13 protein-coding genes are annotated in these 14,648 nt (G+C 45.3%); 5 read left to right on the top strand and 8 right to left on the bottom strand.

Going from position 1 to position 14,648, the window contains the following annotated elements:
- Window positions 1–62 precede the first annotated feature (62 nt).
- Both TY16_RS26840 and TY16_RS06285 read right to left on the bottom strand, forming a co-directional pair.
- Entirely contained in the window at window positions 63–1,781 is a 1,719-nt protein-coding gene (locus TY16_RS26840; protein WP_155922160.1) for a DUF6359 domain-containing protein, read from the bottom strand.
- Between the two features lie 628 nt (window positions 1,782–2,409).
- Window positions 2,410–2,997: a cysteine hydrolase family protein gene (locus TY16_RS06285; RefSeq protein ID WP_043930965.1), complete on the bottom strand. Its 588-nt coding sequence runs from the start codon at window positions 2,995–2,997 to the stop codon at window positions 2,410–2,412.
- Between the two features lie 147 nt (window positions 2,998–3,144).
- On the opposite strand from TY16_RS06285, the gene TY16_RS06280 reads away from it, so the two are divergent.
- Window positions 3,145–3,588 (top strand): Lrp/AsnC family transcriptional regulator, encoded by a 444-nt coding sequence (locus tag TY16_RS06280; protein WP_043930964.1) that lies wholly within the window; start codon window positions 3,145–3,147, stop codon window positions 3,586–3,588.
- A gap of 183 nt (window positions 3,589–3,771) precedes the next feature.
- Here the strand turns inward: TY16_RS06280 and TY16_RS06275 are convergent, their stop codons facing one another.
- Window positions 3,772–4,491 carry a response regulator transcription factor gene (locus TY16_RS06275; RefSeq protein WP_043930963.1) on the bottom strand — a complete coding sequence of 240 codons (720 nt, stop codon included), beginning with the start codon at window positions 4,489–4,491 and terminating at the stop codon, window positions 3,772–3,774.
- Window positions 4,484–5,659 carry a sensor histidine kinase gene (locus tag TY16_RS06270; protein ID WP_197028366.1) on the bottom strand — a complete coding sequence of 392 codons (1,176 nt, stop codon included), beginning with the start codon at window positions 5,657–5,659 and terminating at the stop codon, window positions 4,484–4,486. Before TY16_RS06270 ends, TY16_RS06275 begins: the two co-directional genes overlap by 8 nt.
- Before the next feature lie 174 nt (window positions 5,660–5,833).
- Here TY16_RS06270 and TY16_RS06265 point away from each other — a divergent pair, with 174 nt between their 5' ends.
- Window positions 5,834–8,209 (top strand): M20/M25/M40 family metallo-hydrolase, encoded by a 2,376-nt coding sequence (locus tag TY16_RS06265; protein WP_043930961.1) that lies wholly within the window; start codon window positions 5,834–5,836, stop codon window positions 8,207–8,209.
- A 148-nt stretch (window positions 8,210–8,357) separates the two neighbouring features.
- Here the strand turns inward: TY16_RS06265 and proC are convergent, their stop codons facing one another.
- The 3 genes from proC to TY16_RS06250 form a co-directional block, all read right to left on the bottom strand.
- Complete coding sequence (proC, locus tag TY16_RS06260; protein ID WP_043930960.1) at window positions 8,358–9,209, bottom strand: pyrroline-5-carboxylate reductase; 852 nt, start codon at window positions 9,207–9,209, stop codon at window positions 8,358–8,360.
- Between the two features lie 604 nt (window positions 9,210–9,813).
- Complete coding sequence (locus TY16_RS25100) at window positions 9,814–10,152, bottom strand: helix-turn-helix domain-containing protein (RefSeq protein WP_052342618.1); 339 nt, start codon at window positions 10,150–10,152, stop codon at window positions 9,814–9,816.
- A gap of 16 nt (window positions 10,153–10,168) precedes the next feature.
- Window positions 10,169–11,104: an ImmA/IrrE family metallo-endopeptidase gene (locus tag TY16_RS06250; protein ID WP_043930958.1), complete on the bottom strand. Its 936-nt coding sequence runs from the start codon at window positions 11,102–11,104 to the stop codon at window positions 10,169–10,171.
- Between the two features lie 397 nt (window positions 11,105–11,501).
- Between TY16_RS06250 and TY16_RS27055 the strand changes: the two genes are divergently transcribed.
- Window positions 11,502–11,630, top strand: a complete 129-nt coding sequence (locus tag TY16_RS27055; protein ID WP_269320273.1) for a hypothetical protein — start codon at window positions 11,502–11,504, stop codon at window positions 11,628–11,630.
- Between the two features lie 88 nt (window positions 11,631–11,718).
- Here TY16_RS27055 and TY16_RS06245 read toward each other — a convergent pair whose 3' ends face one another.
- Window positions 11,719–12,255, bottom strand: coding sequence for a general stress protein (locus TY16_RS06245; protein ID WP_043930956.1), 537 nt, complete (start codon window positions 12,253–12,255; stop codon window positions 11,719–11,721).
- A 614-nt stretch (window positions 12,256–12,869) separates the two neighbouring features.
- Between TY16_RS06245 and TY16_RS06240 the strand changes: the two genes are divergently transcribed.
- Together TY16_RS06240 and cyoE are read left to right on the top strand one after the other, a co-directional pair.
- Complete coding sequence (locus TY16_RS06240; protein ID WP_043930955.1) at window positions 12,870–13,454, top strand: transposase; 585 nt, start codon at window positions 12,870–12,872, stop codon at window positions 13,452–13,454.
- Between the two features lie 270 nt (window positions 13,455–13,724).
- Window positions 13,725–14,588 carry a heme o synthase gene (gene cyoE / locus TY16_RS06235; protein ID WP_043930953.1) on the top strand — a complete coding sequence of 288 codons (864 nt, stop codon included), beginning with the start codon at window positions 13,725–13,727 and terminating at the stop codon, window positions 14,586–14,588.
- Window positions 14,589–14,648: the final 60 nt, after the last annotated feature.

Genomic DNA, 14,648 nt, shown 5'->3' with positions numbered 1-14,648 from the left:
TGTCAAAAGGTGTAAAAAAATGAAAAACCATCCCTATTCCGAAGAATTGGGATGGTTGATTGTTAGAATCTAATTTTCCTAGTTCTAATAGCAATCAGAAGACCAGCAGTAATCATTAATGCACCTAGCATCATATAGTTGTTAGCATTTGTTGCGGTGTCTGGAAGTTCATTAGTTTCTTTGCTGTTTGTTTCCTCTTCTGCTGGTGTTGCAGTCTCATCTGTAGTTTCTTCATCATTTGTTATAGCTTCATCATCAGGAGTGACAGTTTCATCATCAGTTGCTGGTTCTTCGCCAGTAGTAGGTTCTTCACCAGTAGTAGGTTTTTCACCAGTAGTAGGTTCTTCACCAGTAGTAGGTTCTTCACCAGTGGTAGGTTCTTCACCAGTGGTAGGTTCTTCGCCAGTGGTAGGTTCTTCACCAGTGGTAGGTTCTTCGCCAGTAGTCGGCTCTTCGCCAGTGGTAGGTTCTTCACCAGTGGTAGGTTCTTCGCCAGTACCAGGTTCTTCGCCAGTGCCTGGATCGGTTGTGCCTGGGTCAGTTGGCGTTCCAGGATCAGCTGGAGTACCAGGATCGGTAGGTGTTCCAGGATCGGTAGGTGTTCCAGGATCAACTGGAGTACCAGGATCGGTAGGCGTTCCAGGATCGGTTGGAGTACCAGGATCAGTAGGTGTTCCAGGATCGGTTGGAGTACCAGGATCGGTTGGAGTACCAGGATCGGTTGGAGTACCAGGATCAGTTGGAGTACCGGGATCTTCTGGAGTTACAGGTTCTTCAGGAGTCACAGGCTCTTCCGGTGTTCCAGGATCTTCAGGAGATGCAGGCTCCTCAGGAGTTGCAAATTTAATAACTGTTAAACCGTCTATAGCAGTGAAAGCATCAATACCAGTAGCACTGAAAGTACCGGTTACTTCAACAAGTTTGCCTTTGTTTTCAGGGTGTGAAACTAAACCGAATGCTGAAGCATTATCACCTATTAATTTTATAAAAATAATATTTCCCTTTGCTGTTTCTGTTGCACTGTCTGCAATCAAAATGTTTGAATCACTTTTTGGTGTCCTGATATTGCCCGAAACAGAGGAACCAACGATGTATCCTCTGATGGTTTTTTCTGTAGCATCGCCAGCTTTGTAATTGGCAATGGCTTTAGCAACAGTAATAGGTTCAGTCGTACCAGGATCAGTTGGAGTACCGGGATCTTCTGGAGTTACAGGCTCTTCAGGAGTCACAGGCTCTTCAGGAGTTACAGGCTCTTCAGGAGTCACAGGCTCTTCTGGAGTTACAGGCTCTTCCGGAGTCACAGGCTCTTCCGGAGTCACAGGTTCTTCAGGAGATACAGGCTCCTCAGGAGTTGCAAATTTAATAACTGTTAAACCGTCTATAGCAGTAAAAGCATCAATGCCAGTAGCACTGAAAGTACCGGTTACTTCAACAAGTTTGCCTTTGTTTTCAGGGTGTGAAACTAAACCGAATGCTGAAGCATTAACACCTTTTAATTTTATATAAATAATATTTCCCTTTGCTGTTTCTGTTGTACTGTCTGCAATCAAAATGTTTAAATCACTTTTGGGTGTCCTGATGCTGCCAGAAACAGAGGAACCAACGATGTAACCTCTAACTGTTTTTTCTGAAGCATCGCCAGCTTTGTAGTCGGCAATTGCCTTAGCAACAGTAATATAGCTTGTTTCGGCTAATGCTACCTGAATGGTTGGGGCCACGGTACCTGATAGCAGGCCGAATAATACAGTAAGAACTATCCACTTTTGTTTGAAAAATCTCAAGATTTTCCCTCCTCTAGGAATCCTTGGCCAGGTGAGTGTACATCTTTTCAGATTTAACTCTGGCCTTCTCTTTTTTCTCTAAAGCTTAATTAACCTACCTAAAAAAATTGACATGAGACGTTACCATCTAGCTGTTTTTCATCCCTCCAAACACTTTTGTAAAATAAAAACCTACTAAAATTTTAATCCTTATTTTTTGCTAATTCTACAATATTTTACATTATCTACAAATTATTCACATAATGGTTAGGAAAGCGACAAATTTCCTTATTTTCTCTTGACAATTTGTCCGATTAAATTCATTGGTTTTCTGTAGCTACTATTAAATTGGAGGCGTAGGTGAGTTGCCATTTTTAAATAGGATTTTTGATGGTGGAGGCCAATTTTCTAAATAGGTTTGAAAAAAAGAGTACTTCCGGGGTGACGGCGATGTCCGCGAGTACATGGGGCCTCAGGGGAGTCGCTGTGCCAAACAGTATTATTAATGAGGGATTACGGATTCCTGCCAACAAGAACGTTTGAGCACTTGGTTTAGGCTCTCCAAAAGATCTTCTAAGGTATTTTTTCTGGTGGGATGAATTTGTGATTAATAGAAAGGGGAGAAGCGTACTGCCTCTCCCTAGTTGTTTTAATTAGGCTGAACCGTTTTTAGTTTTTCCAAAATTTCAACTGTGGTGATGATAGTCGCAAACTCGTCATGCAAATTTGCCATGGTCATATCATGAATCATTTGTGCGGGAAATAGCTTTCCATCCGGGCCAAGACGGTCGAAGGTGGCTGTGGCATCAGTGACCAAGTAAGGACTGAAACCAAGATTGCCGGCCATTCGGGTTGTAGTTTCTACGCAATGGTTTGTTGTAAGCCCAACGATGATCACGTTTTGTGCTCCCATATCCCTAAGCCTTTGCTCGAGGTTGGTCCCGATGAAGGAGCTGTTGACGGTTTTGCGAAGAATAGGTTCGTGTGGGAGCGGATCGAACCCAGTTTTTGGCTCACGCATTGCTTTTTCGTAATCTGACCAGGTACTCTCTGGGGTTTCCGATATGTGGTGAATGTGGATGACCGGTCTTCCGGTTTCGCGCCATGCTGCAAGAAGCCTGAGCATGTTTTCTTCTGCATGCGGGTTGTTCCGCTTGCCCCACCTTGGATTATGGAAAAATTTCTGTACATCAATGATAATCAGCGGTACATTTTGCTCCAGTGTAGTTTGAACCATCGTTAAAGATCCCCCTTTGGCTTAATAAATGAATTTTACAATTGATTCGATTCCGGATACATCGGATAATTAAGGTGGAACTAATTATTTACATTAATTTCTTATGAATTATTTGGGATTTACCTTTAAGTTGAAAGAGGGGTTTTCATGGACGAAATCGATGGGTTGATTTTACAAAGGTTGGCCGAAAATGCGAGGGTACCGATGACGGAGCTTGGAAAAGCAATTGGCCTGACAGCGCCGTCAGTGACAGAACGTGTGAAGAAACTTGAGGACCGAGGGGTTATTGCCGGTTATTCGGCTTCCATAAATCAAAAGAAATTAGGTAAGCACATTACTGCGTTTGTCCTGTTTGATACAGATAAATGCAAGCAATTCGTCCAATTTTGCGAAGGGTATCCCGATGTCGCTGAATGCCACCGTCTTGCCGGGCAATACAGCTACCTGGTCAAGGTTGTCACACAGGACGTTAGCACACTTGAAGCCTTCATTGACCAGACAATGAAATACGGTAAATCATCGACGTTAATCGTCCTCTCCTCACCAGTTGAGCAAAGGCAGGGAATTAATGTTGCTGTGCAAAAGGGTTGAGGGTTTTGAGAGAAATAGCATAGAAGGCGATGACAAAAATTAGGCGGCATCAAACTCTGTGCAATCAATCCTAGAACCGCTAACCTCTTCTTGGTGTTCGATAGAAAAAAACGTGACGTCCACTCCAAACGGACAAAGCGGGTCGGAAGTCCACAGGAGGGGTCTGACCCTTACCCCTCCCCCCTATATGATGCCATCCTCTTTTGCTTTGTATATGGCTTTGGGGCGGCTGGTGACTTGCATTTTTGAGTAGATGCTGGAGATGTAGTTTTTGACTGTGCCTTCGGTTAAGTATAGTTTCCGGGCGATTTCTTTGTTTGTTGAGCCCTTGGCGAGATGTTGCAGGATTTCGGTTTCGCGATCTGTCAGGCCGTATGACTCCGGTTTTACGGGGTGAGTCGTTCCCGGTTGGGCTTTGATTCTGGGGTCAAACCCCTGCTGGATGGTTCCGGGGACAGACCCCTGAGGCTCCTGATTCCTTACCGGGTTGATCCATTCGGAGATTAGCTGTTTGGCCACTTCCTGGGTGATGAGTGTGCCGCCGTGGTGGACGAGGCGAATGCCAGCGGCTAAGTCTTTGGGATGAACGGCTTTCAGAAGATATCCTTCAGCTCCCGCTGCGAGTGCATCCCGGACGGTGTCGAGCTCCTGGAATGTTGTCAGCATGATCACTTTTACCTTAGGGAAATCTTCTTTAATTTTCCGCGTCGCCGAAACTCCGTCCATTTCGGGCATATTAATGTCCATCAAAACAATGTCCGGAGCATGCAGCTGAACTTGGTCAATGGCAACTTTTCCGTTACCGCACGTGCCGACAATATCAAAATCCACCTCCCCGCCGAGGACAATCGAAAGGCTCTCACGAATCAATTCCTGATCATCGGCGATTAGCACTTTAATCATTTTCCATCCTCCTCTTTAAAATGGGTACTAAGCAGGTGACCTTAGTTCCCGATCCTGGCCCCGACTCAATTTTAAATTCTCCATTGAGCGCGTCGATCCGCTCTTTCATTCCATTTAACCCGAATCCAAAACCTACAGTATCCATGCCGGTGCCGTTGTCCTTAATAGTGAGTGTGACCCTCGACTGATCTTCATTGAGAGCGACTAGAATCAATGTTGCTCCACCATGGCGAACTGCATTTGTAAGCGACTCCTGCAGGCAGCGGGTCAGCGTCAGTGTCATATTCAAGGACGCGGTGGCAGGACCCTTTACTGTATGCTCGAAATCAACTTGGATGTTGGTGTGCAGGACGAATTGGCTGGTGACTCTTTTTAGCTGTGCCGCCAGTTCTTCGGGTTCTCCGGCGGGGGCAATCTGGTGGATATGGGTCCGTATTTCACCCAGTGATTGGCGCATGACATCCCCGAGCCGTTCAACCTGTTCTTTTGCTTTAGCCGGTGAGGTTTCAATCAGGTACGATGCGGCATCCAGTCCCATTATGACCGAGGTAAAGGTATGGCCGACTGTGTCATGAAGGTCCCGCGCTAGCCTGTTCCGTTCCTCCAGCAGGGTGATTTTTTCGATCTGCTTCGCGTATTCCTCCAAAAGCTGGTTCTGCCGGCGGTTTTCTTCTAATAAACTATTCGCCCTTCGCTCAGTTTCTAGCACCTTTGCAATTGCAATCCCGATACCGTAAAAGAATACCCCTTCAATGACGCCCATCCCGAAGTGATCAAGTCCGACGGCAAGCACAGCCAAGAAGGGCACTATCGAAAATGCAGCCCAAAGCCAGGCTCTTTTTTTGCCAGAAGTGCTGTAAATCCCTGCACAAAGGGCTGGATAGGCGAGAAAGGACGAAACTTCACCGAGAAAATAGCAACCAACAATTAGGAATAAGCCGCTGAAAACTAGTTCAAGGACTGGATGATAGGAAAAACTGAAATCGGCCTTTCTTTTTCCAGGCCATTGTGGGAGTAGGAAAGCTGCAAAGAACAAGGGCAGCACAATCCATAATGATGGGGACGATTCCATGAATACAGGCAAAAGCACGAGGTGGAACAGGAACCAGATAATTCGGATGAGCTGTGCGGTTTTATAGACCCAATGGGCTTCGGTTTTTTTATCCATGAACAATTCCTTCTTTTTGTAAAAATAGGACCTTCTTACTAATTCGGCACGTTGTGGCATTCTCCTTTAATAGTCATAAAAAGTCATATGACCAGCTTTATGACTAAGTTCACTGTTTGGTGTGACCAGCCATGCCCGATAATGAAGCTACAAAGTTTCCTAGGGGGATGGATGATGAAGACTGTAGTGAACATGGAAGTGAAGGGGAAAGAGGGCAAAGCAGGGAAGCCCTTTTTAACATATTTACTTGTTGCGCTGATTTTGATTGGTGCGATAGCGGCGAGTTTTTTGCAGCTGAGGACGCCCGAAGCAGTTGAGGTGACGGATGATGCTGGTGAGTTTTCGGCAGACAGGGCGTTTTCATATGTGGAGGAGTTTGCGGTTCGGCCGCATCCGCTTGGGTCTAAGGAACATGACAGGGTCCGTGATTATTTGGTTGAGACGCTCGAAGGCTTTGGATTGGAGCCCGAGGTGCAAAAAACAGCTGTAGTCCACATGCCAAAAGGCTTTGTCACGGGCGGAACGGTTGAGAATATTGTCGCGCGGATTGATGGGAAGGACTCGTCTAAGGCGATTATGCTTGCCGCTCATTACGATTCAGTGCCAGGGAGTCCAGGTGTTTCGGATGACGGGGCAGGTGTGGCGGCGATTCTTGAAACGGTCAGAATTTTAAAAGAAGAGGGACCTTTGGCGAATGATGTGATCATTCTTTTAACAGACGGCGAAGAAAACGGGATGCTTGGGGCTAAGGCTTTTGTCGGGGAGCACCCATGGGCCGATGAGGTCGGGCTCGTCTTGAATTTCGAAGCGCGCGGGAATGAAGGACCATCATTCATGTTTGAAACGAGCGACAACAACAGCTGGCTTGTGAAGGAGTTTGCCGAGGCCGCGCCATCGCCGGTTGCACATTCTTTTATTTATAGCCTATATAAGATGCTGCCGAATGATACCGACCTTTCGATTTTCAAAGAGGCGGGACTTGCTGGGATGAATTTCGCGTTTGGTGAAGGGGTCAGCCACTACCATACGACGAGTGACAGCCTTGAGGAGCTTGATAAGGATAGCCTTCAGCATCACGGAGAGTATATGCTGAGTCTTGTAAGGCATTTCGGCGAGTTGGATCTTGGAGAGGACCGGAAAGGAAATCAAGTGTTCTTCAATCTTGTGGGCGGGGTGATGGCTACCTATCCGGAGTCAATGGTATTCCAATTGATGCTGGTTGTGGTTGCGCTGTATGTTCTAACTATGGTGCATGGTTCAAATCGCGGTTTGCTATCGGTTAAAGGTACGGTTGGCGGCTTTGCCGTTCAGCTTGGCGTGATAGCCGGGGCGTTCCTGATGGGGCTTGGTGGCTGGAAGTTGATGACTGCTTTATTTTCAGATATGGCGTGGCTGATGGGTACGGACGTTTTGTTTGGAAAAATATATCTCGTTGGGTTTTCGTTAATTGTGTTTGCCTTCCTCGGCTTTGTATATGCAAGGGCAGGGAAGAGGATGAAATTGGGCAGCTTGGCGATGGGAGCTTTGCTGGTTTGGCTAGTCTTTGCTATCGCGACAAGCTTGTTTTTGAAAGCGGGAAGCTATGTGTTCGTCTGGCCGCTTCTATTCGCTCTGGTTGGGATGAACGTGGTGTTCTGGTTAAAGAAGTTTACTTGGAAGAGCATGGTGGTCGCGGCGGTGGCAGCTGTTCCGGCCTTCCTGATTGTTGTTCCGGTCATCTATTTGGTGCATATGCTCGTTTCAATTAATTTGGTCAGTGTGCTGATGGTGTTGGTCTCACTGCTGGGAGCCTTGCTGGTGCCAGTGTTTGGTTTGCTTGGTGGAGTTTCAGGCGTTGGGAGGGACGACAGACGGATTCAGGGGTTGCTGCTTAGTGTCAGGCAGGGTGGAGGTGCAGTTCCGGCTTTGCTGTTGGTGACTGGCCTGGTTGTGGTTGGGGTCAATACTGTGAGCGTCGTGTCCCAGCCTACTGAAGAACATCCAAAGGCTAGTGACATCACGTATTTGATGGATTCAGATAAGGGGGAGGCGTACTGGGTGGCTCGCCATTCACTGGATGAATATTCTTCACACTATGTGAATGGAGACGTGCAGAAAGGGAATGTGAATGAAATCTTTCCGATACTGAACTGGCCTAACAGTTCCTTTGCTAAGGCTGAAATGTTTGGGTTGAAAGGCCCTGAAGTCAAGGTTGTGGCCGATGAAGTGAAAAATGGTTTACGTGAGCTGGAATATGAAATTTCATCAGGCAGTGCGGCTGAAGAAATCATGGTCAAGTCGATGACAGGGCTTACCGTATCATCGCTTGAAGTCAATGGTAAAAACGTCGACCTTCCTCAGAAAAAATTTCCAAAGGATAAACCGTTCCTGATGACCTACGTCGCCGGACAGACAGAAAAGCTCAACATGAAAATTACCATCGCCGCAGATGATAAAATCGACTGGATCATTGCCGACCGCGCCTATAAAATCCCCGTAGAAAAAGCAAAACGGGGAGACCAATACAGCACCTACGGTGACAACACATTTATAATGACGAGGATTAAATAGGGGGTCAGACCCCTGTCGTGGACATTTTAATGATTTTGTGCGTAGGGAGTGGACAGTTCCACTCCCTTAGGCTTTTTAGTATGGGTGGGGCGAAAAAGCATCCGTTTTTGGAATGAGTTGCCGAACTGAGGGCGTTGGCCCATTTTGGTTAAGTAGTAAAAATTTTTGGATTATCCTGGATATCACTGCTGATCATTTGTCCGAGTTTCCGGGATTGGGCAGTGGCTTCCTTAATGCAGTTAATCAGGCTTTCGTGGACGTGATGGTTTTCAAGGACGCTGATGCCTGCTTCGGTTGTGCCTCCAGGGCTTGTGACTTCCTGCCTGAGCTGGCGCGGAGGTTTTTCGGATTCCTTGAGCATTTGGGCAGCGCCTATCAAGGTTTGGACGATGAGGTCTTTTGCTAACTGACGGTCAAGGCCAATTTCGGCTGCAGAGTTTTCCATCGCCTCGACGAGATAATAGATGTAAGCAGGCCCGCTGCCTGAAAGTCCAGTGACTGCATCCAACTGGGTTTCCTCAACGAAGGTGGCAAGGCCGACAGTTTCGAACAGTTTTTTTGCCTGTTCGGCTTGTTGAGACGTGACGTGTCTGTTTAGGGCGAGTCCTGTGGCTGATTTTCCGATAGCGGCGGAGGTGTTTGGCATGGCACGGACGATGGCAAAATTTTTGTTTGCCATGGTTTCTATGGTTTCGGTTGAAAGCCCGGCGAGGACAGATATGACCAGCATTTGATCAGTTATAAAAGGCAGGACAAGAGGCAAGCCGGCTTTGGCGTCCTTTGGCTTCATGGCGAGAATCACGGCGTCAGCATTAGCAAATAAGTCGTGCTTTTCGTAGGTTACCGTGACGCCATAGGTCTTGCTGAGAAAATGGAGGCGTTCCTCGTCGCTTCTGTTTGTTACCCAGATGTTACGGCTTTCAATCAGGCCATTTGCAATGATTCCTGAGATCAACGCTTCCGCGATCGATCCAGCTCCGATTAAAACTAGCTTTTTCATAGGAACTCCTCCTTTTTTAATGTCTAGCTCCAGCGCCTAGCGCCTAGTGTACTTCGGTCCCCTCGTTACGATAAGTCAACATCGATTCGCTAGCGCTCGCCGTGTTTCCTTTAACTCCTTCGAGGCCCTCCACAAGGAAGGCTTCGGCAGCATCAGCATCGCACGAAGAAAAAGTGATAGCTTTTTCGAGGTGTCCATACGGTGCTGGTCAAGGCGCTTGCGCTTTTCTTGTAAAAATAAATGCAAAAAGGCCTTTCATCCGCAAAGGACGAAAGGCCATTCTTCCGTGGTACCACCTTTATTAGCCTAAATGCTTGGTTGTGCGGCACAATGGCCGGACTTACACATTTGGCTACTCAACTCCTGTATCGCTGGAGGGGCGGCCAGGTTTGCCTGGCAGCTCATAAGGTAGGTTCAATGTTCCAGAGGACGGTGAAGCCTTTCAGCCGGTGGGCTTCACTCTCTTTCGCCATGTTCCATTTACTGGCCTTAATCATTGCTTTGCTATATAGGTAAGATTGTGTGAATTTTCTGAGTTTAATTGTCATTATGAGGGTAGGGAGGGTTGTCTGTCAAGGATGTTTTACTTTTTTTAAACCTTTTCTTACTTAAAGAGTTTTTCAAGGATGCGTTTTAAGGATTTTCCTTTTTTGTAGTAAATATCATCACGAACCTTTTCGTTAATGGCCTGCCAGAGCATAATTTCAACATCTGTTAATGGAGCTGTGTCTTCCTCCTTAATGAAAGCGGTAAAATACTCAAGTGGAACGCCATAAAATCTTGAAATATCCGCCATGATCTCAAAGGATACAGATTTTCGATTTCCTTTTTCAATCATACTTAAATATTGGAGGGAGACACCTGTACCGTGTGCCACATCCTCCAACCTTAACCCCTTTTCCTGCCTAAGTCTTCTCAATTCCTGCCCCAATGGCGTTGACATATGATTTCCCACTTCCCTAAGTAGATTCGTACTGTCTATTTTTAAGCGTTACAATGTAGTACCAGCTGATGATTGCTTCACAAAAGGTGACGATAACTTCTTCGCCTTTTTTTGGAAGGTTATATTTTCTCAAATGAAAGTGAAGCAATTCGTGTATAAGTGTCTGTAACTGCTCGGGATAATCAAGTTTTTCATTAATGACTACAAGCCGTTCTCCTGCATGAAAAACGCCCTTTATTTCCTTTAAGTCGAGGAAGAGAACATTGATATTGTAGTTGTATGTAATTTTTTCAGTAATTGCATCAATATGAGCCTGGTTTATTGAAATCAGCTTCTTATGAAAATAACCAATAAATGTATAATAGGATAAAAAGAGCAAAAGGACTAGATTTACAATCAACTGGTCAAAGAAAGCAAGAATAGGAAAAATTAATAACACTTCGAATACCATCGGACCGAATCTTTCCAGAAAAAGCTTAGTTGACACGATTCCAGTTTCGAGGAATACATAAAGATATTTTAACAGAATGGTTAGGAGTAGCATACCCAAAGTCGTTAAATAGCGAGCCAAATAATCCTTGTCACTATATTCATTATAGATTTCATTGCAAAAAATAATGATCAAAAGGTAGATGGATGTAAGTGAAATGATGGTGTGTAGGCGTCCGCGTTTTTGAATAAGGATTGATACTAGTGCATCCAACAAGAGATAAAGGATGCCGTATACAATTGAAAACCTGTCAAAGATGATTAAGGACAAGATCACGTTAAAGAAGGAATAACCAAAGCCTGAAAATACCTTGAGATTGACTTGATCAAAAATGACCATGATAAACAGGAATAAAATGATATTCCATTCTAATTCTTTCGGAATGTCAATGTATAGGATTGTAGCCCCAATACTGGGGAGAAGAAAAATGAGAAAGATATAATTGCGTAGTGTAGTAGTCATCAGGTTCTCCTGGTTAAGTGATGTATCTTTCTTGTTTTCATCTTACAAAATTAAGCCAGTGATTTTAATAACTTTCCTTCTACAAAAAATGCGTATTTACTGCGATTTTTGTCTGCTAATTATCCTTTTATTCAACAATTGTTTAATTTATACTTGTGGGGAGGGACAATTAGTAGGTTCCTTAGCAGTTCGTTTCTACCTCCTCACTTTTTATGCATTGGCCGTAGTCAATGCTTTTTTACTTTTAATTTTTGTCGTTTGTAAATTCTCGGCTGTCGAACGAAAAGGTCATCATTCAACTATTGCTTAATTTACAATAAAGTTAGTTGTTCTTTATTAAGAATTTCTGTTCGCGAAAAATGATCAGCTCTATCTATCTGGGTTAGGAAACCTAGTAGTGGAAGGGGCTGAACTTTCCGAAGTTGGGGATGAATATCCAGGGAAATCAGGCCAAACCGTAATTTCCGTGGAAAAAGTCTCAAGCACTGTCGGATTGTATGTAGATGGTGTCCTCCTTCAACAATAGTCTCGTGCAGTTTAGGTTGGATGCTGGCAAGAGGGCGTAGCCCGATTTTCAAAAAAGTAAAGGCCAGGCAGCCGCCTGGCCTAATTTGCTACAAATACATATGCCTATTTAGCGACTTAGCGTCGGTAAAGACCTGCTGGATTTCTTGGCGCTGATGCTCTTCAACTTCGGCGAAGATAAGAATATTGCCTTCTTTAACGAATTTTTCGTATTCCTTTGCTTCCGTTTCGGAAACGCCAGCCCCAGTGAGGGCGCCGACAATTCCTCCGCCAGTTGCACCGATTGCTGCTCCGGTCAGAGTTGCCGCCAATGGACCAGCTGCGGCTAACGGGCCGATTCCAGGGATTGCGAGCAGTCCGATTTCAGCAATCAGCCCGGTAACTCCGCCGATGACGCCGCCAGTTCCGGCTCCGATCCCAAAGCCCTTACCCATTTTTTTAGTTGGATTTTCTTCACTGTCAACTGGTTCAACGTCAGTCTGTACCTCGATTTCATCTACAACATCGTTGCTTTTCGCAAAAACAGAGAGGTTGTTCGGGTCAAAACCCTTCGCCTTCAGCGTTTCAATCGCCCGAACCGCTTCGTCCTGGCTCTCAAACACACCACCGATAATTTGCTTCTCCATAATTGTTCCTCCTCCTTCATACTAACGACCTACAAAGCATGCCATTTCCACGAACATGCCCCATACATAACACGTTCCCCTTAGGATAAGGGGATAAACTTTTTAGGGGTCAGACCCCTCCCGTGGACTTTCTTACTCTTTTGTCTTTTTCAGGTGGACAGGTGTGCGGGAGGCGGGGGTGTTTAATGAGTTGTTCGAGGAATTTTTGTTGTTGGGAAGGAGGAGTTTCGTGCTGGTTGGTGGAATTTGTAAAAGGTACGGGTTTGGATGTATCCGCGGATTTTTTCTTCTACTAATTCTTCTGATTCTTCAAAGTTAAGGTCCTTCTATTTTTTCTTCGCGCTGTTTCTTCTATTACTCTATTTTTCTCTTATACAATCGATTTAGTTGATTTCGATTTAAGGCGGGAGGTCACCCAAGAGGCTAACTAGCTCTAAAAACCGACTGGCGTATACTATGATTTTCACTGGAATTAAGCATTAGGAAACCAATCGGGCTTTGCGGGACTGGCAATCCAATCAAAAGTGAGATTAAGACCCCCCACACTATTAAGGGTTCCCTTTACTAGCCCGGTTTTTTATGTTTTTTATTTCTATTTTTAGGAGGTATGGATTTTGCCGCGAAAAAGACGAAGCTGGTATCCTGGAGCGATCTTTCATTTGACTAGCAGAGGAATTCGGAAAGAGATGTTATTTTTTGATGAGGAGGATTATCTGAAGTTTTTGTGCCTGTTGGAAAAAGCGAGAAAAAAGTACCATTTTGTGCTTCATGCCTTTTGTTTGATGACGAACCATGTTCATTTGCAAATTGAGACAATAAATGACCCGCCATGGAAGATTATGCAATACTTGAACTCCTTGTATGCAGCGTATTTTAACAAGAAGTATGATTATGCCGGGCATGTGTTTGACAAGCGCTACGGTTCGGAATTAGTCGATTCTGTGGACTATGAGGTGGACCTGAGCAGGTATATCCATCGTAATCCGTTGAAGGCCGCTATGGTCATGAGTCTGGAAGAGTATGAATGGAGCAGCTATCGGACATATGCCGGTTTGGAGAGTTCTCCTTATGTAAAGACTGACAGAATTTTGGGTTACTTCCCCGAACCACAAACTGCAAACTACATCCACTATGTTAACACTCCAACAATTGATCTTGAATTCACTGAAAGTCCTCTCCCTTCTATATTCTTCCTTTAGCAGTTAATAGGTGTCTTTTTATTTCGGAACATATTTTGCATGTGTTTAAAAACCTTGCGGAAAAATTATAATAACAGAACGAATCAGCCCGCCTGCATGTTGAGAATCTTACCGGCGGGCATCTTGCTTGCAAAAAAGACCAACATATTAGTTAATAGAGCTAAAACAAGTACGGATTTGTTAGCCTCATATTGTCCACTACAGAAGGACACACCCCCTAAGAATGCGGGTTTGAGAGGCAGAATGTCCACGAAAGGGGTCTGACCCCAAATGTTAAATGACATTAAGCTGTTGTTTAAGGGTTCGGTTTTGGTGGCGAATGTGCTGCCGGTGTTTAGTGGGTTTTGGTTGGCGGTGTGGTGGAATGGGTTTTCGTTCTTGGCACACTTGGATGTGTTTTTGCTGACGGTTGTGGGGAGTACGCTTGTGATGGCGGGGGCGCTTGTGCTTAATAACTGGTACGATGTTGACATTGATCGGATTATGGAGCGGACGAAGAAACGGCCAACGGTAACGGGGCGTTTTTCGCTTCGAGCCGTTCTTATTACCGGGCTTGTCTTGTCCGTGATCGGCCTGGCCATGCTTCTGTTTGTCTCGCTTGAAGCAACACTTTATGCCTTGGTCGGCTGGGTAACATATGTGCTTTTGTATACGATGTGGTCGAAGCGCCGCTACACATTGAACACAGTAATTGGAAGTATTTCCGGTGCAGTTCCGCCGCTGATTGGCTGGAGCGCACTCGATTCGAGTTTTCAGGTGATCCCAATCATCCTGTTTCTGATTCTGTTTTTCTGGCAAATGCCACACACCTTTGCAATTGCAATCAGGAAACATGATGAGTACAAAGCTGCTAAGGTGGCAATGCTGCCAGTCGTACACGGGATGGCTGTCACGAAGCGGCAAATCCTCATTTATAGCCTGTGCCTTGTGCCGCTGCCATTTTATTTATGGCCGCTTGGCTGGGTATTCGTCGGACTGGCGACCATCATGAATATCGGTTTCCTGGCCATCGCGATTAAAGGTTTTTTTGCAAAAAGTGACTTGAAATGGGCGAGGCTGCTGTTTCTTTATTCCGTTAATTACATTATGATCATCTTTTTACTTATGATCATCGTGACACTGCCCATATATTAGGTTAGGGGGCCCCCAGGTTTGCACTCAACTGCAACCGGGCGGGGGCCTTCTTTATTTTCC

Source organism: Bacillus sp. EB01 (genome assembly GCF_000613125.1).
Classification (GTDB): Bacteria; Bacillota; Bacilli; order Bacillales; family Cytobacillaceae; genus Bacillus_D.
Note: the sequence above shows the minus strand (reverse complement) of the source record. Positions and strands in the feature narration are given on the sequence as shown.